The organism is Paenibacillus sp. FW101-FHT12H11, from assembly GCF_058790355.1.
The window spans coordinates 30,644-51,300 of record NZ_JBYTCO010000010.1; the positions used below are offsets into that span (position 1 = coordinate 30,644).

A 20,657-nucleotide genomic window follows, 5' to 3' on the forward strand; every position below is an offset into this window, starting at 1 on the left:
CACTGTGAGGATGATCGTTTACTCTACAGAGAACAGGTACGCGTACAATGGCTGCCCTCCAGGGTGAAGCTCGACTTCAATTTCGGGATAAACCGCCTGAATGAAGGCTTCCAGCTCTTCTGTCTCTGCGCTCACGGCATCTTCTCCGGTGAGGATGGTCACGATCTCGCTGCCTTCATCGATCATCTCTTCGAGCAGCTTTTTGCAAGCATCCATCAGACTTGGCTGTGAAGACACAATCCGGCCATCTTGAATACCGATAAAATGCCCCTGCTTGATGTCGATGCCGTCCATATTCGTGTCACGCACCGCGTACGTCACTTGACCGGACTTCACACGGCGAAGGGATTCGTTCATCGCTTCCGTATTCGTTTGGGCATCGGCTTTCTCTTGGAACGCCAGAATGGCTGCAAGACCTTGGGGAATGGATTTGGATGGAATCACGATCAACGTTTTGTCGACCAGATCAGCTGCTTGCTGCGCTGCGAGGATAATGTTGGAGTTGTTCGGCAGCACGTAGATCGTTTCCGCATCAATGCTGTTAACCGCATTCACGATATCCTCTGTGCTTGGATTCATGGTCTGTCCGCCGGACAATACGACATCAACGCCTACACTGGACAAAATCTCCGTAATGCCCTCACCCAAAGCGACTGCAACGAATCCATACGCTTTGCCCGGTGCTGCCGCTTCTACAGCAGTCGACACAGGAGTCTCGTAACCTTCCGTGGTCATCTCTTCCAATATATGTGAATGCTGATCGCGCATATTTTCAATTTTGATACGGCTCAGAGCGCCGTAATTCATCGCCTGGTTCATGACTTCACCTGGGTATTCGGCATGAATATGCACCTTGACCAGTTCGTCATCGGCAACGACGAGTAAAGAATCTCCCAGTTTGCTAAGCTGGTCGCGGAACCTGCCTTCATCGAAAACATGCCCAGCTACCTTGCCAGGTTCAATCGTTAGCATGAATTCCGTACAGTAACCGAATTCAATATCTTCCGTAGCCAGATGCGCTTGCGCCGGAAGATGTGCATGGACTTCTTTGGCGAGATTCAACCCCGGAACGACGGAAACCGTATCGAGTCTTGTATCCATCATCGCGTAGTCTTCTTCTACCTGAAGCAAACCGCCGTTTAATGCGGTTACAAAGCCTTCATACACGCAGACAAGCCCTTGGCCGCCTGCATCTACCACGCCCACCTGCTTGAGCACAGCAAGCTGCTCAGGTGTTCTGGCCAGGGCTTCGTTCGCCTTGCTCAAAACTTCCTGCATCAGTTCGAGCACATCGCCGCCGCGTTTAACCTGCGTGGCATGTTTGGCCGCTTCTTTGGACACTGTCAGAATCGTGCCTTCTACTGGCTTCACGACAGCCTTATACGCTGTCTCAACGCCTTGCTGCAACGCAGCCGCGAATTGCTGTGCATTCACATTCTCTAGATCGTGCACATGCTTCGCGAATCCGCGAAACAGCTGTGACAAAATAACCCCGGAGTTACCCCGGGCGCCCATCAGTAACCCTTTGGACAATGCATCAGCTGCTTTCCCAATATGAGAGGATGGCTTCTTTTTAAGTTCCTCACAACCAGCGGTGAGTGTTAAATTCATGTTGGTGCCGGTATCTCCATCGGGTACAGGGAAAACGTTCAAACCATTAACCTTGTCTACATTTCGGCGAAGGTTATCCGCACCCGCCAAGACCATGGCAGTGAAGTCATTTCCATTTATTGAAATAAAGCGCTTACTCAAAGTGATTCCCCTTCCTGGTTATCGGGCTTTTATTTGGCTACACGAACGCCTTGAACAAAAATGTTCACATCGTCCACATGAAGCCCTACAACATCGTTCAAAATATATTTAACTTTCGTTTGGACATTGCCGGCAACGACGGATATTTTGGTTCCATAGCTGACAATAATATAAAGATCAATCTCGAGTCGCCCGTTCTCCCGACGAACTTCGACACCGCGGCTTAAATTGTCCCGTCCCAGCAGTTCTGCTATTCCGTCTTTTAATTGCTTTCTGGTGGCCATGCCAACAAGTCCATAACAATCTAACGCAGCGGATCCCGCCAGAGTTGAAATCACTTCATTGGTAATATACACTTTTCCAAACTCGGTTGTGAGTTCAATTGGCATTATCTAACAACTCCTTCATGTTTCACATTAGCGACTAATTATGTAAGTATTCCCATTCCAGCTTTGCTTTAGCAAAGTTGACGCCAAAAACGTCATGACTATGTATTCGGAAAGGTGGGCTAATCTTCATTGTACTATAACATACTTCATAAATAAACGGCAAAAAAGAAGGTAATTCGTTGACTCTGCTCCTTTTGCTATGCTATTATATTTAAGTGTGTTTTTGCTGGTTATAACAAGAATCGCAAGAAGCAAAGTCTAAATTTGAGGAAAGCTGTCATGTCAAGCTTAGGCTTGCCACCCAGGCTGCTTTGTATACTGCCGAAGGAGGTGTCAAACATGTCCCGCAAATGTTTCGTTACAGGTAAAAGTCCTAAATCAGGAAACCACGTGTCCCACGCTAACAATAAAAATAAGCGTACTTGGGGAGTTAACGTTCAAAAGGTTCGCATCCTCGTTGATGGCAAACCAAAACGGGTTTACGTAAGTGCTCGTGCGTTGAAGTCCGGTAAAGTGGCTCGCGTTTAATTTTCGGATACTTATACTTTATGTAAAAAGACAAAAAGCACCTTCCGGTGCTTTTTTTGCATTTCTGGGGATATGGACTTCCTATGTGTTAGCCAACTTAGTTTTTGCTAAACGTATTAAGTACAGCTTTCACGAATCCACCCAAAAATTTTGGTAGCTTGATTGTGTAGAACTTCATTCTCTACCCCTCCTTAGAGTTTAGCCAGCAAACGGACGCATGCCCGAAGACTGACTTCGACTTCGTGAGCACTAACATCATTACAACAGTATATGCCCCGGTCGTGAAAAAGTACCTTCTATTTTACTTTCTCCGATCTATTCGCTTCCAGAAAGCAAAAAAAGCTACAAGAGCGCATCGCTCTTGTAACTATATGTATGCAGCTAGGGTGCAGTTATACCCATCTGCGTGTATAGTGCATAAATTAAGCTGAAGATGAAATAGAAGATCACGGCAATCACGATAAACCAAATCCGAAATCCAAGTCCCTCAAACCGACGGAAGAAACGCATCCCCAGATACAAGGCACCGAGTGAAAAAATATACTTCGTGAAATCGTGTATGTTAGAAAAACACGCAAGAAGCACGGCGCATACCAGACTGTACAGAAACAGCCAGAGAAATCTCATCGTCCCGCTCCCCTCTACCCCCGAATTCGTCTAATTGCATCGGCGCGGTCGGACTGGCCAAATACAGCATTGCCGGCGACGAGTACATCGGCTCCCGCTTCGACCACCTGGCGAGCCGTAACTTCGTTAATACCGCCGTCCACCTCAATGTGAAGACCGCTCAAGCCCTTGGCATTCGCTTGATCGCGCAATGCGCGGATTTTGCCAAGCATACCCGGAATGAACGCTTGTCCGCCAAAGCCAGGATTGACCGTCATAATAAGCACAAGATCCAGATTCTCATCAAGCACGTGTTCAATAAGCGAAATCGGGGTTGCAGGGTTAAGGACAACCCCTGCTTTGACACCGCATTGCTTAATCAGATGAAGCGTGCGGTGCAAGTGCGTACAAGCCTCTACGTGCACGGATATGAGGTCTGCGCCCGCTTTAACAAAGTCAGGAATATAGCGGTCAGGCTGCTCGATCATCAAATGCACATCCAGCGGCAGCTTCGTCACCGGACGTATAGCGTCAACAACAAGTGGTCCAATCGTAATATTGGGCACGAAATGGCCATCCATGACATCTACATGGATCCAATCTGCTCCGCCAAGCTCGGCGTCTTTAATCTCTTCACCAAGTTTAGCGAAGTTTGCTGATAAAATTGAAGGTGCTACGTGTACCATTCGTTCCTAATACCTCCTCTTCCGATCCTTGATTTCCCCTAAAAATAACAAGTAATGATCATAACGCGAAGCGGCAATCGTGCCTTCGGCCACCGCATCACGAACCTTGCAATCCGGCTCATGCAGATGCAAACAGCCTCTAAACCGGCAGCCCTCCGCTACCTCTGCGAATTCTTTGAAGCAGCTGCTAAGCCCTTCCGCTTCGACTTCCATAAAATCCAGCTGGCTGAATCCCGGCGTATCTGCCACAAGCCCGCCATTGTTCAATGGAAGCAGCTCAACATGACGGGTGGTATGCTTCCCTCTGCCCAAACGTTGAGAGATCTCATTGGTCTCCAAGTTGCGGCCGCTAATCATTGCATTGAGCAATGACGACTTGCCTACACCGGACTGCCCTGCGAACACGCTGACCGCGCCTTCCAGATGCTGCAGAATCGATTCCACTCCCACTTTCAAGCGAGAACTCGTCTTCAGCACAGGATAACCGATGCCCTCATACAGCTTTGTAATCCGCTCCAGCTCCGCAACCGTCATTTCTTTCGGTGCGGCAGCGTCAGGATCCGCTGACAATAAGTCACTTTTGGTGAAGCAAAGGACAACTTCGATGCCCGTATGTTCAATATGAACAAGAAATTTATCCAGCAGCTGTAAATTCAGAACAGGCTCTGTAACAGAGAAAACAAGCACGACCACGTTTACATTGGCAATCGGAGGACGGATCAGTTCCGAAGAGCGGGGCAAGATTTCAGTAACTGTTCCTTCCCCATTCTCCGTCTCCTCAAAAACGACCCGATCCCCGACAAGCGGCGTTATTTTCCTGTTCTTAAATACGCCTCTGCCGCGGCATGTAACCATATTGGCATCCTGGAGCTCCGCCCCTTCGGGCAGAACGTAGTAATAACCGCTCAAAGCTTTAACAATCATTCCTTGCGGCATTAATTTGTGCCTCCAGTTGGTGGTTTAGAGGCAGCTCCGCCTGATTGGCCTTGCCCATTGCCATTGCCGCCTACCGGAATAGCGGGCCCGTTGTTTTGCTGTTTAGGCGATGACGAAGGCGAGACGCTAGGGCTCGGCGAGACGGTCTTGCCGTTCTTTTGATCTAAATAATCTTGATAGGTGCGCGTAATGGAGTTAACCAAGTTGTCTCCTTCTTTAATCAAGATGACAGCTTTCTTATCCGGAGAAACAATGACTTTGACATCCAAGTTCTGAGGCTTCGACACTTTTTCCGTCTTGTATTCGAAGTTCTCGTACTGCGCATCGCTAACGATGATTTTAAACTCGGAATCCTTGCCCTCCGTCGTCGGTTTCACAGGGACACTGACCGTCACTTGTCCGGCATCCTCCGGCAACCCGTCGCTGATGATCAGCGAGATTTCGAAACCGACAGAAACATCCGTATCTTTATCATACGGGAACTGCTTAATGACTTTCCCTTTGGCCACCTTGTAGCTTTTCTCGCGCGTAATGCCGTTCGCAGGAAGCTTAAGATTCAGCTTAGTGATCTGAGCCTTCGCTTCAGCCTCCGTCATGCCGACGAGATCCGGCATTTTGAAGGTTTCCTTCGCTTTGCTTACGACGAAGGTAATCGCCGCTTTATCCAGTTCAAATTCTTCCCCGACCAGCGGCGTTTGCTTCAGGATCGTGTCCGGCGGATCATCCGTCGTCGTTTGCGTGAACGTAATCTGACTATCGTCAATCCCGAGCGCTTCCAGCTTCAACTTGGCGTCTTTGAGCTGCTGTCCGATGTAGCTTTCCATCTTGATCTTAGGAGCGCCTTTACTAACGTACAGCGTCACCTTGGTGCCTACGTTCATTCGCATGCCGCTAGGATTTTGACGGATGACCGTATCTTTAGGCGCTTTGCTCTCCTGATCATACTCTACCGTAAAACCGAGTTTGGCGCTGGTCAGTTCCGCTTCCGCCTGCGTTAACGTCTTGTTCACCACGTCCGGCACCTCGACCGTTTCAACGGTGAACATCCCTTTCACATATCCGATTGCATACCACATTGCACCAAGAATCATCAGTAAAATGACGATCCATACAAGCGGCTTAATCCAACCCTTCCCCTTCTTGGGAGCAGCTTCCTCACGCCAAGCAGTCTTCTCCGGTTCGTCGTCGTCATCGAAGCTCGCAAGCTGATCCGCACGAATCGCTGGCATAACCAAGGTACGCTCCTCGTCCATGCCGTCGGCATCCCAAAAAGCCACTTTCGCTTCATTCCGGCGATCTGGATTTAGACACGTATCAAGATCCGCCATCATCAGCTTCGCAGACTGGTAGCGTTCATCGGGCTTTTTGCGCATGGCTTTCAGAATGATGTTTTCCACACTCTGAGGAATGAGAGGATTAACTTTACGAGGATCTTCCACATCTTCCTGCAAATGCTTCAAAGCTACGGAAATCGGACTTTCGCCAAGAAAAGGAAGGCGGCCCGTCAGCATTTGATACATCACGATACCGAGGGAGTATAAATCGGATTTTTCGCCGGTATTCGTACCTTTCGCGTGCTCCGGCGAGAAATAATGCACAGAACCGACAACAGCTCCCGTTTGCGTAATCGTGGAAGACGTAGCGGCCCGTGCAATACCGAAATCCGTCACTTTGACACGGCCGTTTTTACCGATCAAAATATTGTGCGGCTTAATATCGCGGTGAATAATTTCATTATGATGAGCGTGGTCGAGCGCATCTGCGATTTGGCTGGCGTAATGAACAGCGTCTTCCACCTGCAGCGGCGCTCTCTCTTTAATTAAATCATTCAAAGTAGTGCCTTCTATGTATTCCATAACAATGTAATGCACATCTTCTTCTTGTCCCACGTCATAAATACTGACGACATTAGGATGAGAAAGGGAAGCGGCTGCTTGAGCTTCTCTGCGGAAACGACGAATGAACTCTTCGTCATGCACATACTGCTGTCGCAGTACTTTTACAGCCACTTTACGATTTAATAAAAGATCATGCCCTTTATAAACTAAAGCCATGCCGCCTCCGCCAATACGGTCTAGAATTTCATAGCGGCCCCCAAGCTTTCTACCGATCAATTCCCATCACCCCTTTTTTCGTCCGAATCAGGATCGTGCGCAAGTAAAACAACCGTTACGTTATCGTCTCCACCTTCATCCAGCGCGCTTTGAATCAATTGTTTCGCAGCAGCATCCAGCTCAGCATGCGACTTGACGATTCGTAGAATATCGCCGGAATCCACTAATCCGCTTAAACCGTCGGTGCAGATCAGAATGGTATCCCCAGGCCGCCACGAATACTCGTATAAATCCACCTCTACGCCAGGCTCAGTGCCTAACGCTCGCGTAATCCAATTACGGCGAGGATGGTGATCGGCTTCTTCAAGGGTGATCTGCCCGTTCTTCACAAGCTCATACACCAGGGAATGATCTTCCGTTAGCTGTGTGATCGACTCCCCGGCAATTTTGTAAGCACGGCTGTCACCAATGTGACCGATGATCAACAGCTCTTGCGAAGCGATCACGGCGACAACGGTCGTCCCCATGCCATGATAACTTTCTTGTCCGGAGGCAAACTCATAAATTTTCTCATTCGCCTTCTCGATCGCTTCCTTCAGCACTTGCTTGCAAGCTTCAACGGGCATTCCCCAATGAATGGATTGCAGTTCATTACTGATCATATCAATTGCCATTTGGCTGGCAATATCGCCAGCCTGGTGTCCCCCCATACCATCAGCGACTATAGCCAAAGAAAGGCCATTCAGCTCATGCTGTATGGCGGCGCGGTCCTCATTCACTAAACGGACTTTACCGATATCGGTACGGCTTACCATCTTCATCCTGATCTCACCTCATGACTTGCTCTCCATATGCTTCGCGCGCAGTTGTCCGCATGCAGCAGCGATGTCGCTGCCTTGTTCACGGCGTATGGTGGCATTAATTTTGGCCTTTTCAAGAATACGTTGGAAGGTGAAAATATCGTCCCTAGGCGTACGTTTGAAATCCCGTTCGGCCACGAAATTTACAGGAATCAGGTTCACGTGGCTAAGCGGCATGTCTTTCAATACCTTCGCCAGTTCTTCTGCATGTTCCGCCTGATCGTTCACTTCCCCCATGAGGGCATATTCGAACGTAATGCGTCTGCCGGTTTTGGCAATATAGTACTTACAAGCTTCGATCAAATCAACGAAAGGAAACCTGCGATTGACCGGCATCAGTTTCGAGCGAAGTGTATCATTCGGAGCATGGATAGAAATTGCCAAGTTGACTTGTAGATTCTCATCTGCGAACTTGTAAATGTTCGGCACAATCCCGCTTGTGGAAACCGTGATGTGACGCTGTCCAATGTTCAAACCTTTTGGATGAATCATAACGCGCAAGAAATTCATCGTCGATTCATAATTCTCAAACGGCTCGCCGATTCCCATGATCACGATGGAAGAAATGCGCTCTCCCGTCTCATCCAGCAGCTTTTGAGCTTTCACGACCTGAGCCACAATTTCCCCTGGTCTCAAATCCCGCTTAAGACCACCTAGCGTAGATGCGCAAAATGTACAGCCAACGCGGCAGCCTACTTGCGTAGTGACGCAAATACTGTTGCCGTAGTTGTGCTTCATGACGACTGTCTCAATCGCATTCTTATCTTCAAGTTCGAATAAGAATTTGACGGTACCGTCCTGGGACTGATATTTAGCGATCTCGGACAGCGTAACGAATTCAAACTGATCCTTCAGTTTGTCGCGCAGCGTCTTCGGCAAGTTGGACATTTCGTCAAAGCTGAACACACGCTTGATATACAGCCAGTCGAAAATTTGCCCAGCTCGAAATGAGGACTCGCCGTTTTCTTTCACCCAGCTCTGCCACTCATCCCAGTTTAAATCATATACAAATGGTTTTTCTTTCAAATACGGTTTATTAGACACTATTTATCACAACCTGTTGTTATTTATTCCAGCTTTGTTCCAGCCTTATTGCTAATCCTGTCTATTTTATCACAAAGCGGGGCCGAACACACATCCCCCTCTGTGCACTAAGCACGTTTACGCAGCCGCGCAATGAAAAAGCCGTCCGAATGGAACTGCTGCGGCAAAATTTGCACCATCCCGGCGGCAGCGGCCGCAGGGTCCACGCTCGCAAAAGCTTCCGCCGGCAACGGAGCGAGCTCGAAATCGCGATGCTCCGCGAGGAAACGCTCCACCATGCCGGCGTTCTCCGCGTGCTCAATTGTACACGTGCTGTATACCAGCACGCCGCCAGGCTTGAGCAGCCGGTGTACCCGGCTTAAGATCGCGTACTGCAGCTCGCTGATCGCATCGATCTCGGCTTCCTGCTTCGCCCACTTCAAATCCGGCTTGCGGCGAATAACGCCTAAACCGGAGCACGGCGCATCGAGCAGGATGCGGTCAAACGACTCCGCCGCAAAATGCTCGTCCAGCTTCGCAGCATCCATCACCAGCGTCTGAATCGACGAAAGTCCCAGACGCTCCGCCTGATCCGCGATCAGCTTCTGCTTGTGCTCATGCAGATCACAAGCCCAAATCTTGCCGCTATCATCCATTTTCTCGGCGATGTGAGCGGTCTTGCCGCCAGGGGCGGCGCAGCAGTCCAGCACCGTCATGCCTGGACGCGGCTCAAGAGCTTCAGCGACGAGCATCGAGCTCTCGTCTTGAATCGAGAAGTCCCCCTGCAGGAAGCCGGGGGACAAAGCCATGTTCCCGGCCCCCTGCACAAGGATGCCGGCCGGGGCCAGCTCTGACGCTTCCGCGCTGAGGCCGCTGCCCTGGAGCTGCTCCAGCAGCTCCAGACGGCTGCGGCGCCTCGCGTTCGCGCGAATGCTCACGTGCGGCGGCTCATTGTTCGCCGCACAGATCTGTTCCGTCAGCTCAGGGCCCAGCTGACGGATCCAGCGGCGCACGAGCCACTCCGGATGGGAGTGGCCCAGCGCGATGCGCTTCACGTCGCCGAGCGCGGCCGGAAGCACCAGCTCCGCTTTGCTGCGGATGATTGCGCGCAGCACGCCGTTGACCATGCCCGAGATGCCTTGGTGGCCTCGGCGCTTCGCGATATTGACCGCTTCGCTAACGACCGCATGGTCGGGGATGCGGTCCAAATAATGCAGCTGGTAGAAGCTCAGCCGCAGCAAACATCTGACCCAAGGTTCCAGCTTCGCGAGCCCTTTGCTCACAAAACGCTCCAAAAAGAAATCAATCGTATTTTTACGTCCGATGGTCCCATACACAAGTTCTGTCGCCAGCCCCGCATCAGCCCGTTCCAGCGCGTGCTTCTGCAGAACCTGATTAAGCAGAAGATTGCTGTACGATTGATTCTCTTCAACGCGAATCAATACATCCAGCGCCGCTTCGCGGGCAGAATGCTTAACAGCGCTGCTCTTCGCAGCGCCTCCGGATGATTTAGATGACAAGGGCTTCCGAGTCCCTTGTGTTTGGTTAGATCCATGTTGCGGACGGTTAGGTTTTTGCGTTGACAAATCGAATACCTCATTTTTGTTAAGTTATGGCTGATCTTCGCCCACACTGCCGAATGTCGTCCCTGCTGCGATTTGTACGCCGCGAATAAATTCGGAGACGGGCATCGCTTTTTTGCCAGCAGGTTGAATATGGGTCAGCCATAGCGTGCCTTCGCCAGTCATCACTTCAATACCGTGCTCGCTGCTGCCTAGAACCGTTCCGGGAGCAGGAGCTTCTGCGAAGCTGCGGCTAGTTGTTTCCTTCGGATTCGCGCTTTCCCAAACCTTCATGACTTCCCCGTTCCACAGGGTGTAAGCCCCAGGAAAAGGATTCAGGCCGCGCACTTGATTCCAAATCTCCACAGCCGAACGAGACCAGTCAATCAGCTCGTCCTCCCTGCGGATATTCGGGGAGTAAATCGCATCAGCCTCATCCTGCGGGACAGCCTGAATACGTCCTGCCAATAAATCCGGCAAGGTGCGCTTCAACAACTCACTGCCGGCAGTGCTTAGCTTTTCAAACAAAGTCCCCGTCGTATCGGTATCCTCAATTGGAAGCTCTACACGCGAAATCATGTCGCCCGTATCCAATCCAACGGCCATATACATGATCGTGACGCCTGTCGTTGCTTCGCCGCGCAGCACGGCATGATGGATCGGCGCTCCGCCGCGATACTTGGGCAGCAAGGACGCATGAATGTTAATGCAGCCGTGCTTCGGCAGATCAAGAACAGCCTTGGGCAGAATCTGGCCATAGGCCGCAGTTACAATCAGGTCAGGCTTCAGCTGGCGCAAAACCTCCACGGAATCCGCTTGACGCAGCTTCTCGGGCTGCAGCACCGGAATGCCGTGTTTCTCCGCTTCCACCTTCACCGGCGGCGGCGTCAGGACGCGCTTGCGTCCTTTCGGCCGATCCGGCTGCGTGACAACCGCCGTCACGTTAAAGCCTTCCTCCAGAAGAGCCTGCAGGGAAGGTACTGCAAAATCCGGTGTCCCCATGAAAATGATATTCACTCAGAATCTTCCTCTTCATCGCTAGTGTATGTTTTGGTTGCCAGGTCCGTAAACAGAATCCCGTTCAAGTGGTCAATTTCATGGAAAATGCAGCGAGCCAGCAGCTCAGTGCCTGTCACTTCGATTGGATTTCCGTTACGGTCTTGGCCTTTGGCCGTGACGTTCATAGCGCGTGTGACATCACCACGAAGGCCAGGAATACTTAAGCAGCCTTCCGGTCCGTGCTGTTCGCCGCTGGAAGACACGATTTCCGGATTGACCATTTCGATCAGTCCGCCATGCTCTTCGCCGCAGTCCATCACAATCACGCGTTTGAGAATACCGATTTGCGGAGCAGCAAGGCCTACGCCCTCTGCCTCATACATCGTGTCTGCCATATCGTCGAGCAATTTATGCAGATTGGAATTAAATTTGGTAACTGTGATCGCCTTTTCCCGCAGCACAGGATCTGGATCTTTAACAATAATACGAATAGCCATAACGTGCACCTACCTTTGAGTCTTCTCTATTTGGGATTTCTTACATCAAATATTGCGGGTCAACATCCACACTGATCAGCAGCTTTTCCTTTGATGAGCGCTCTTCAAACCAGGCCACCGTCCGGCCGACAATCTCCGCCGCCTGATCTTCCCCACGATATTTTACCACGCATTGGAATCGATATCTATCTTTGATTCGGGAAATAGGCGATGCGACTGGGCCCAGCACGTCCATTTGGAAGGATTGGTCATGGGACACCGCGTCTGAAAACAGGTCCATTTGTTTCGCCTGATACTCACGCGCGATCTCTTTAAGCCTCGTAACAAAAGCTTCGGCAAAGCGCACCAACAGCGGCACCTGCTCATGTGAAAAAGTAACCAAAATCAAGCGCTGATAAGGCGGATAGCCTAAATTCGCGCGAACATCCAACTCATGGTTGGCAAAAGCGATAAAGTCATGGTGGCTTGCGTATTGCACGCTATAATGCTCAGGCGTGTAGGTCTGGACGAACACTTCTCCTTGCTTTTCATGACGGCCCGCACGCCCGGCCACCTGGGTCAGAAGCTGAAAGGTGCGCTCCGCCGAACGGAAATCCGGAATATTCAGCACCGTATCCGCAGCAATAACGCCCACCAGGGTTACATCGGGAAAATCAAGCCCTTTGGCGACCATCTGCGTCCCCAACAGCACGTCCGCCTGCTTCTCGCGAAACATCGTGAGCCACTTTTCGTGCGAACCCTTCTCTGTCGTCGTATCGACATCCATTCGAATGACGCGAATGCCTGGAAATATTTTGCCCAGTTCCTCTTCGACACGCTGCGTACCCGTGCCAAAATGGCGGATATGCTTGGACTGACAGCTAGGGCACTCGGTTACCTCGCGTTCCGCATAGCCGCAGTAGTGACAGCGCAGCATGCGTGAGCTCTGATGGTACGTAAGCGAAATATCGCAATGCGGACATGTCGAGACATACCCGCAGGTACGGCACATGACGAAAGTCGCATACCCTCGCCGGTTCAGCAGCAAAACAATCTGTTCTTTCTTGTGTAACCGATCTTCAATCGCTTTATACAGCGCCGTGCTGAACATCGAGCGATTTCCGTTTTTCAATTCCTCCCGCATATCGATAATCGCAACTGGCGGCATTGGTCTGCTAGCCACCCGCTCTTTCATCGTCAGCAATCGGTATGGAGGTTCTGGTCGATCCCGGCGCCGCCTCGTTTTCTCCAAGCTCTCCAGCGAAGGTGTCGCTGAACCGAGCACAACGACGGATCCCTGCATGCTTGCACGCTTAACCGCCACATCGCGAGTATGATATTTGGGACTCTCTTCCTGCTTATAAGAAGACTCATGTTCCTCATCAATAATAATAAGTCCTATTTTCGTAAAAGGAGCAAAGATCGCGGAACGTGCGCCGATCACCACTTTCACTTGCTTGCGCGTAATTTTACGCCATTCATCGTATCGTTCCCCGTTTGACAACCGGCTGTGTAGAACAGCAACCTGATCCCCGAATCTCCCCTTGAAGCGTTCGACCATTTGCGGGGTCAGCGATATCTCGGGTACCAGTACGATCGCTTCTTTCCCCATATCCAAGCATTGCTGGATGGATTGTAAGTAAACCTCCGTTTTACCGCTGCCTGTCACACCATGCAAAAGGAAGACCTCATGTCGCTCTTCGGCAACAGCATCCCGAATTTCTGCGAATACACGGCTCTGTTCCTCTGTTAACGGAAGCGGCTTCGTCCGCACAAAAGCACGACCCGCATAAGGGTCGCGCATCACTTCGACTTCACGCAGCTCGATCCATCCGCGATCGGCCAAGCTTTTAACCGTTGAAGCGCCTACTTCCACCGTTTCCATCAGCTCGGTCAGCCGAATGGCATGAGGATGCTCCATCAAATAACGCAGCACTTCCTGCTGCTTGTTGGCTCTCGCCGGAAGCTCGGAAAGCGCCTGCTCCAGTCCGCTGCCTCCCGCAGGAGGGAATACCGTCAGCGCCTTCTTCGTGCTCATTCGGTCTTTGACGACCTGTACTTCCGTCAAAATGCCCGCGCCAAGCAATTGCTTGATGAGGGCGCCGTCGGCTGCAAAACGTTCCATTAACGCATCCATCGGAACGGATCCTTTGGACTTGACGAAAGCCACAATCGCTTGCAAATCCGGCATGTCCAGCAGCGCTTGTTCACCGGATTCATCGCCAACTTCAATCGCCCGCTCATACTTCGCTTTGAGTGCGGCGGGCAGCATGGCTTGCAGCGCTGTGACTTCGTGGCACAAATACATGTGGCTGATCCATCTGCCAAGCCTCACAAGCTCATCAGTCAGAGGAGGCACCAGATCCATGACGTTCTGTATGGGTTTAATCCGTTTCACATCAAGCTGTGTGTCCTCGTGCAATTCCACAACGAAACCTTGCAGCACCCGAGGCCCGAAAGGTACGCCCACACGGCTCCCCACCTCGACCCACTTCTTTAGGGCCGAGGGGACTTCATAATCGAACGCACGGTTCGTTTGTTTCGCAGGAACATCCACAATGACCTTGGCGTACATCAGGACTCCCTCGCCTTGGTGGATAAACGGTCCGCTGTCAGTTCGAGCAGCCTGCGCGCTACATCTTTCTTACTCTGAATAGGCAGCGCTTCTACGAGTCCGTTGCGGTCAAAAATGCGCACCACATTCGTATCTCCGCTAAAGCCCGCCCCTTCCTGCGATACATCATTCCCGACGATCAGATCACAATTTTTACGCTTCAGCTTGTCCAGCGCATGCTCATCGAGCCGCTCCGTTTCCGCAGCAAAACCAATGACGAACTGATGCTTTTTCAGCGTGCCCAATTCCTGTAAAATATCCGGATTTTTAATCAATTCCAGCGTCATCGAATCCGATTTTTTCTTGATTTTTTGATCAGCGATAACTGCAGAGCGATAGTCAGCGACCGCAGCAGCTTTAATCACCACATGGCTTTCCTCAAAACGGGACAAGACCGCTTCTCTCATATCCAGCGCGGACTGCACAGGAACCCATTCAACACCGGCAGGCACAGGCAATGCGCTTGGACCGGAGACCAAAGTCACTTTCGCTCCCATACGTACAGCTTCCTCCGCGATGGCATAGCCCATTTTACCGGAAGAATCATTCGTAATATAACGAACCGGGTCAATGCGTTCCACCGTACCTCCAGCCGTCACGAGCACCCGCTGCCCTTCAAGCCGCCGAGGTTCTCCTTTAAAATGGCGCTCAACCGCTGCAAAAATCTCTTCCGGTTCCGCAAGCCGGCCTTTGCCTACATACCCGCAGGCAAGCTGCCCTTCGCCCGGCTCAATGAAACGCACTCCACGGCTAAGCAAAGTCTGCATATTCATCTGCACGGCTGGATTGGCATACATGTGCACGTTCATCGCTGGCGCAATCCAGACCGGTGCGGTTGTTGCGAGCAGCGTTGTGCTTAGCATGTCATCGCCAAGACCTAGCGCTATTTTACCAATCGTATTCGCTGTGGCTGGCGCAACAAGCACGAGATCCGCGCTATCCGCCAAGTTGATATGGGAAACAACAGAAGGATCCTTCTCATCAAAGGTATCCACGAATACATGATGACGAGACAGCACTTGAAACGTTAACGGCGCCACGAATTGAACAGCGGATTCTGTCATGATGACGCGCACCACCGCTCCCGCCTGAGTCAGCTTGCTCGTGAGCGCAGCCGCTTTATAAGCAGCAATCCCTCCGCACACGCCAAGTACAATCGTTTTACCCTGCAAAACACTCATGAGTATTCCCCCTTCTATCTGCTATTCTGGGAAAAAAATAACAACCACAAAGGGTTGTTGGGTAAGCGATTTATTTCTCGGTTTCTTTTACTTTCTCGTTCTCTGTCGGCTCGATTTTCTCGTAGCCAATGTAGTGGCCGTAAAGCTCTTCAAGCGCCACACCAACTTGCTTATGAGCTTTGTGGTTTTTCAAGTCTGATTTCGCGCCGTCGCGAAGAGATCTCGCTCTTTTGGATGCAGCGACAACCAAGGAGTACTTGCTGTCTACGATATCTAGCAATTTATCAATTGAAGGATATAACATTTTATTTCACCTCATCTATCCATTGTACGATTTTGGGATACACGCGTTCTTTTTTGCAATGTTCAGCCGTCAGAATCGCTTGTATTTTGGAGCATGCTGTTTCCACATGATCATTCACAATTGCATAGTCGTAGTGTTCCATTAAACGGATTTCATCAATCGCTATCGACATGCGGCTGCGGATGACTTCGTCCGTTTCTGTACCACGCGTTACAATGCGATTCTCAAGCTCATCCAGCGAAGGCGGCAGCAAGAAAATAAACACGCCTTCGGAAAACTTTTGTTTCACCTGCAAAGCACCCTGAACTTCAATCTCCAGGATGACATCTTTGCCGGAGCGGAGCGTTTCTTCAACAAAACGTCTCGGCGTCCCGTAGAAATTACCTACGTATTCCGCCCATTCCAACACTTCATCCGAATCGATCATCTGTTGGAATTGTTCCCGTGTTTTGAAGAAATAGTTGACACCGTCGACTTCCCCTTGTCTCGGTGAGCGGGTCGTAGCCGATACGGAATACACGATATCCGGAGAGCATTTGCGCAGCGCGGCGCATACGGTACCTTTACCGACACCGGAAGGTCCGGATAAAACAATCAGAATACCTCTCTCACGCTCAAGAGTGTTCGTATTACTCGTCATGATCATCGTCCTTGTTGGAAAGTCTATGCGCTACCGTCTCTGGTTGTACTGCCGACAAAATCACATGATCGCTGTCCGTGATAATAACGGCACGGGTTCTTCTACCATATGTAGCGTCAATCAGCATGTGACGATCACGCGCCTCTTGAATGATTCTCTTGATCGGAGCCGATTCCGGACTCACAATCGAGATAATGCGGTTCGCCGATACGATGTTGCCGAACCCGATGTTGATTAATTTGATAGCCATTTAGGGCTTCCTCCTCGCGAAGCTTCATGCCGCTTCACTCGATATTCTGTATTTGCTCGCGCATCTTTTCAAGCTCTGCCTTCATCGCAATGACTCTAGCCGTAGGCTCCGAGTGATTGGATTTGGATCCGATCGTGTTCACTTCCCGATTCATTTCTTGAATCAAGAAGTCCAGCTTTCGTCCGACAGGCTCTTTCTCTGAAAGCAATTGATCACATTGCCCAAAATGACTCTTCAGACGAGTCAATTCCTCATCCACGTTAGAACGATCTGCGAAAATCGCAATTTCTGTCGCCAGCCTCATCTCATCCACAGGTGTCTGATCCTGCAGGAGAGTCTGAATGCGATTGGTGAGCTTAGCCGCATAATCTTGCACGACCCCAGGCGCTAAAGCTTCCAGCTCCGTATGGATCCGTTTGAGCTCAGCCAGGCGCTCACGAATGTCCTGTTCCAGAAATGCTCCTTCTCGCATCCGCATATCGGATAATTTGGCAACGGCCTCCTGCAAGCAGGCGCACAATTCCTGTTCGATCTCCTCGTCAGGCTCCTTGCGAAGCTCCTTCATCTGAATGAGATCCGGCAGTCTTAATAAATCTTTGAGACCGACCTGCTCGGCGTACCCATAGCGCCCCTTCAACTCCTCGGCAGCCTGCAAATAAGCATCTGCCAAAGCAAAGTCGACCGTCACGCTCTTGGTGGAAGCCGCTTCACGTTCCGCTGTAACGAAGACGTCAACGCGCCCTCTCCTCACAGCTTGCAGCACCGTCTTCTTCAAAGCGTCTTCAAAGACCGCCCATTCCTTAGGCATTCGAATCGACACTTCACTATACCTATGATTGACCGATTTCACATCGATAAACACGTTGTATCCCGCAAAAGAACGATTCGCTTGTCCGAATCCGGTCATACTGCAAATCATCCTCATCACATCCATTACCCTATTTTAATTCATTTTGAAAGTGGGTACAAGTGGAAATCATGACGTTTCGACTTTTCCCACACATACTTTGTCAAGTCAACACACATCTCATACGCTAGAAAAGGGGTCATCAGATAGATGCCATTGAAGTAAGGCATTGCCGCATCCAGCAGTTCCTTGGCAATCTCCACGCCCATCGCGCGGCCTTCTGGACCCTTGAGTCCGCTCATGCGCGCTCTAACTTCATCCGACAACCGGATGCCCGGCACTTCATTATGCAAATACTCCGCGTTCCCTCCGCTCGCGAGCGGCGCAATCCCGATGAAAACCGGTATATGCAAATGCTTGGTCGCTTCATAAATTTGTTCAATTAGTCCAGCATCGTATACCGGCTGCGTCATAATGTAATCGGCGCCGGCTTCGATTTTGCGTTCCAAACGCTGCACCGCTTTATCCAAATGCTTGACATTCGGGTTAAAAGCAGCCCCAACCACGAAATTCGCTTTCTGCTTTAGCGGTTTGCCGGAGAACGCAATCCCTTCGTTCAGTTGTTTAATCATCCGGATAATCTCAAAGGATGTCAGGTCATAAACCGAGCTGGACCCCGGGAGATCGCCGAATTTGGCGGGATCGCCGGTCACGGCCAGCACATGGTCGATGCCCAGCGCGTGAAGCCCCATGAGATGGGACTGCGTCCCGATCATGTTGCGGTCGCGGCACGCGATATGAATCAGCGGACGCGCGCCAAGCTTATCCTGCACGAGGTGGCCGAGCGCCAGGTTGCTCATGCGCGTCACCGCGAGTGAATTGTCGGCCATCGTTATGGCGTCGACATGCGCGTCCTGCAGGGCCCTGGAGCCCTGCATAAATTTGTCGATGTCGAGATCCCGCGGGGGATCCAACTCGACAATGACGGTTTTGCGCTGCTTCACGATCTCCAGCAGCGAAGGTTTGCCTGCCGGCGGCGCAGGTTTCGCCGGCGCCGGTTCCAGCACGCGCACCGCGCGCGCGGACACTGCCGTGCCCGGCTCTGCCGGCACGTAGTCCTGCAGCGCCTTCGCGACTGCGGCGATATGCTCCGGCGTCGTGCCGCAGCAGCCGCCGATGATGCGCGCGCCGAGATCCGCGAAGCGCAGCGCGCTTTCGGCGAAGTACTGAGGCGTCGCCGCATACGTGTACTGCCCGTCAACGTAGTCGGGCAGCCCCGCATTCGGGAACGCGGAGAACGGCACGCCGGCCAGCGGGGTCAGCTTCTCCATCGAGCGGAGAATCCCGTTCGGGCCGACGCGGCAGTTGAAACCGATGACGTCAGCGCCTTCATCACGCAGACGCAGGAATGCCTCCTGTAGCGGAACGCCATCCTGCGTGCTGCCGGTTCCTTCATTCGCGAACTGGCAGATCACCGGCAAATCGCTCAAGCTGCGAATGATGCGCAGCGCCAGCTGCAGCTCTTCCAAATCATAGAAGGTTTCGAGCATAAGCCCGTCAACCGGTGAGTCCAGAAGAATGGAGATCTGTTCGCGCAGCGATTCTTCGACATCGGCGGTACGGACATTTTTGCGTTTGCCGGCACGAATCGAACCGATCGCTCCAACAACATAAGCGTCTTTTCCGACAACCTTCCGCGCAAGCTCCACACCGGCACGGTTGATCGCTTCAACATCGCCTTCCAGCCCGTACTTAGATAATTTTTCACGGTTAGCCGAAAAGGTATTCGTTTCAATAAGACGAGCACCAGCCTCAAAATAACGACGGTGCACTTCAGCGACCGTTTCCGGTCTGAGCAGATTCAGTTCTTCATAAGAAATGCCTACCGGAAATCCCATCTGATATAAATAAGTCCCCATCGCGCCGTCACCGGTCAAAATATCCCGCTGAAGCGCCGCTCGAAGATCCAGTTTCATCATAATCTCCCCGCTTACTAAAAAAATGTAGTTATAATGTATCACAAATGATGGGAGATATTAAGATAAACCTTTATCCATTATTCTGATAGTGCGTTAGTCGAGCGTCCCCTGATACACTTCTTCGGCAGGCCCTGTCATATACACGTGATTATCTTCTTCATTCCATTCGATGAACAAATCTCCGCCTTTCAGCGAAACCGTAGCCTGACGGTCGGTAAGCCCATTAAGAACGGAAGATACCAGCGTCGCGCAAGCACCTGTCCCGCAAGCCAGGGTAGGACCTGCCCCCCGCTCCCAGACACGCATATCCGTAAACGCACGATTCTTCACCGTAGCGAATTCCACATTGATTTTACGCGGGAACATCGGATGTACTTCAAGCTTCGGCCCCCAAACAGCAAGGTCGAAATTAACCGCGTCATCCACATAAATGACACAGTGCGGATTCCCCATTGAAACAGCCGTAAACCGAAACTCTCTTCCGTCCACCTCAATCGGATGATCAATGACTTTGGCCTCATCTACGGTCGTAGGAACTTCAAGTCCTTGTAAAATTGGCTGCCCCATATCCACCCGGACCGTCGCAACTTTCCCCTCTTGCACATTCAGTTGGACTTTCTGTACACCTGCGCCCAAAGTTTCAACCGTAATCTCTGTTGCATCCGTAAGTTTGTGGTCATAAACATATTTAGACACGCAACGAATCGCATTGCCGCATTGCTCAGCTTCGGATCCGTCGGAGTTAATAATGCGCATTTTGAAATCTGCCTTCTCAGAAGGAAGAATGTATACTAAGCCGTCAGCGCCAATGCCAAAAAAGCGATTGCACAGCCGGATCGCGAGCTGATCCACACCGGCAGGCAGTTCTTTTTCACCAGCTATGACAATAAAATCGTTGCCTAAACCATGCAATTTTGTGAATTTCATTGTATTCAGCACTCCAAATGTGTGTTTTAGCCAATATCATAGCG

The 20,657-nt window shown here is 51.1% G+C and carries 21 protein-coding genes; 1 reads left to right on the forward strand and 20 read right to left on the reverse strand.

The window, feature by feature from the left end; translation table 11 throughout:
* Window positions 1–18 precede the first annotated feature (18 nt).
* Together AC3WTJ_RS28245 and AC3WTJ_RS28250 are read right to left on the reverse strand one after the other, a co-directional pair.
* Entirely contained in the window at window positions 19–1,752 is a 1,734-nt protein-coding gene (locus tag AC3WTJ_RS28245) for a DAK2 domain-containing protein (protein ID WP_492524618.1), read from the reverse strand.
* 29 nt (window positions 1,753–1,781) lie between these two features.
* The gene (locus AC3WTJ_RS28250; protein ID WP_127452220.1) at window positions 1,782–2,141 is read right to left on the reverse strand and encodes an Asp23/Gls24 family envelope stress response protein; all 360 of its coding nucleotides are present in this window, start codon (window positions 2,139–2,141) and stop codon (window positions 1,782–1,784) included.
* Window positions 2,142–2,480: 339 nt separating this feature from the next.
* Between AC3WTJ_RS28250 and rpmB the strand changes: the two genes are divergently transcribed.
* Window positions 2,481–2,669: a 50S ribosomal protein L28 gene (gene rpmB / locus AC3WTJ_RS28255; RefSeq protein ID WP_127452218.1), complete on the forward strand. Its 189-nt coding sequence runs from the start codon at window positions 2,481–2,483 to the stop codon at window positions 2,667–2,669.
* A 97-nt stretch (window positions 2,670–2,766) separates the two neighbouring features.
* Here rpmB and spoVM read toward each other — a convergent pair whose 3' ends face one another.
* The 18 genes from spoVM to dapF all read right to left on the reverse strand — a co-directional run bounded on the left by spoVM (window position 2,767) and on the right by dapF (window position 20,613).
* Entirely contained in the window at window positions 2,767–2,847 is an 81-nt protein-coding gene (gene spoVM / locus AC3WTJ_RS28260) for a stage V sporulation protein SpoVM (protein ID WP_014652194.1), read from the reverse strand.
* A 203-nt stretch (window positions 2,848–3,050) separates the two neighbouring features.
* Window positions 3,051–3,296, reverse strand: a complete 246-nt coding sequence (locus tag AC3WTJ_RS28265; RefSeq protein ID WP_157321363.1) for a hypothetical protein — start codon at window positions 3,294–3,296, stop codon at window positions 3,051–3,053.
* A gap of 14 nt (window positions 3,297–3,310) precedes the next feature.
* Window positions 3,311–3,961: a ribulose-phosphate 3-epimerase gene (gene rpe / locus AC3WTJ_RS28270; protein ID WP_492524619.1), complete on the reverse strand. Its 651-nt coding sequence runs from the start codon at window positions 3,959–3,961 to the stop codon at window positions 3,311–3,313.
* A 6-nt stretch (window positions 3,962–3,967) separates the two neighbouring features.
* Window positions 3,968–4,897, reverse strand: coding sequence for a ribosome small subunit-dependent GTPase A (gene rsgA / locus AC3WTJ_RS28275; RefSeq protein WP_492524620.1), 930 nt, complete (start codon window positions 4,895–4,897; stop codon window positions 3,968–3,970).
* A complete protein-coding gene (gene pknB / locus AC3WTJ_RS28280) occupies window positions 4,897–7,011 on the reverse strand; it encodes a Stk1 family PASTA domain-containing Ser/Thr kinase (protein WP_492524621.1) in 2,115 nt (704 codons plus the stop codon). The genes rsgA and pknB overlap by 1 nt, the downstream gene beginning before the upstream one ends.
* The gene (locus AC3WTJ_RS28285) at window positions 7,008–7,772 is read right to left on the reverse strand and encodes a Stp1/IreP family PP2C-type Ser/Thr phosphatase (protein ID WP_492524622.1); all 765 of its coding nucleotides are present in this window, start codon (window positions 7,770–7,772) and stop codon (window positions 7,008–7,010) included. The genes pknB and AC3WTJ_RS28285 overlap by 4 nt, the downstream gene beginning before the upstream one ends.
* Before the next feature lie 12 nt (window positions 7,773–7,784).
* Window positions 7,785–8,855 carry a dual-specificity RNA methyltransferase RlmN gene (gene rlmN / locus AC3WTJ_RS28290; protein WP_181646158.1) on the reverse strand — a complete coding sequence of 357 codons (1,071 nt, stop codon included), beginning with the start codon at window positions 8,853–8,855 and terminating at the stop codon, window positions 7,785–7,787.
* A 107-nt stretch (window positions 8,856–8,962) separates the two neighbouring features.
* Window positions 8,963–10,354 (reverse strand): 16S rRNA (cytosine(967)-C(5))-methyltransferase RsmB, encoded by a 1,392-nt coding sequence (rsmB, locus tag AC3WTJ_RS28295; RefSeq protein WP_492524623.1) that lies wholly within the window; start codon window positions 10,352–10,354, stop codon window positions 8,963–8,965.
* A gap of 90 nt (window positions 10,355–10,444) precedes the next feature.
* Window positions 10,445–11,413, reverse strand: a complete 969-nt coding sequence (gene fmt, locus AC3WTJ_RS28300; RefSeq protein ID WP_492524624.1) for a methionyl-tRNA formyltransferase — start codon at window positions 11,411–11,413, stop codon at window positions 10,445–10,447.
* Complete coding sequence (def, locus tag AC3WTJ_RS28305) at window positions 11,410–11,892, reverse strand: peptide deformylase (RefSeq protein WP_127452205.1); 483 nt, start codon at window positions 11,890–11,892, stop codon at window positions 11,410–11,412. Before def ends, fmt begins: the two co-directional genes overlap by 4 nt.
* Window positions 11,893–11,932: 40 nt before the next feature.
* The gene (priA, locus tag AC3WTJ_RS28310) at window positions 11,933–14,446 is read right to left on the reverse strand and encodes a primosomal protein N' (RefSeq protein WP_492524625.1); all 2,514 of its coding nucleotides are present in this window, start codon (window positions 14,444–14,446) and stop codon (window positions 11,933–11,935) included.
* Window positions 14,446–15,666, reverse strand: coding sequence for a bifunctional phosphopantothenoylcysteine decarboxylase/phosphopantothenate--cysteine ligase CoaBC (coaBC, locus tag AC3WTJ_RS28315; RefSeq protein WP_492524626.1), 1,221 nt, complete (start codon window positions 15,664–15,666; stop codon window positions 14,446–14,448). Before coaBC ends, priA begins: the two co-directional genes overlap by 1 nt.
* 70 nt (window positions 15,667–15,736) lie before the next feature.
* Window positions 15,737–15,970, reverse strand: coding sequence for a DNA-directed RNA polymerase subunit omega (gene rpoZ, locus AC3WTJ_RS28320; RefSeq protein WP_157321378.1), 234 nt, complete (start codon window positions 15,968–15,970; stop codon window positions 15,737–15,739).
* Between the two features lies 1 nt (window position 15,971).
* A complete protein-coding gene (gene gmk / locus AC3WTJ_RS28325; RefSeq protein WP_127452198.1) occupies window positions 15,972–16,610 on the reverse strand; it encodes a guanylate kinase in 639 nt (212 codons plus the stop codon).
* Window positions 16,600–16,860: an extracellular matrix/biofilm regulator RemA gene (gene remA / locus AC3WTJ_RS28330; RefSeq protein ID WP_009672664.1), complete on the reverse strand. Its 261-nt coding sequence runs from the start codon at window positions 16,858–16,860 to the stop codon at window positions 16,600–16,602. The genes gmk and remA overlap by 11 nt, the downstream gene beginning before the upstream one ends.
* A gap of 34 nt (window positions 16,861–16,894) precedes the next feature.
* On the reverse strand, window positions 16,895–17,779 hold the full coding sequence (locus tag AC3WTJ_RS28335) for a YicC/YloC family endoribonuclease (RefSeq protein WP_157321380.1): 885 nt from the start codon (window positions 17,777–17,779) through the stop codon (window positions 16,895–16,897).
* A gap of 29 nt (window positions 17,780–17,808) precedes the next feature.
* Complete coding sequence (locus AC3WTJ_RS28340) at window positions 17,809–19,683, reverse strand: bifunctional homocysteine S-methyltransferase/methylenetetrahydrofolate reductase (protein ID WP_492524797.1); 1,875 nt, start codon at window positions 19,681–19,683, stop codon at window positions 17,809–17,811.
* Window positions 19,684–19,779: 96 nt separating this feature from the next.
* Window positions 19,780–20,613 (reverse strand): diaminopimelate epimerase, encoded by an 834-nt coding sequence (dapF, locus tag AC3WTJ_RS28345; protein WP_492524627.1) that lies wholly within the window; start codon window positions 20,611–20,613, stop codon window positions 19,780–19,782.
* Window positions 20,614–20,657 lie beyond the last annotated feature (44 nt).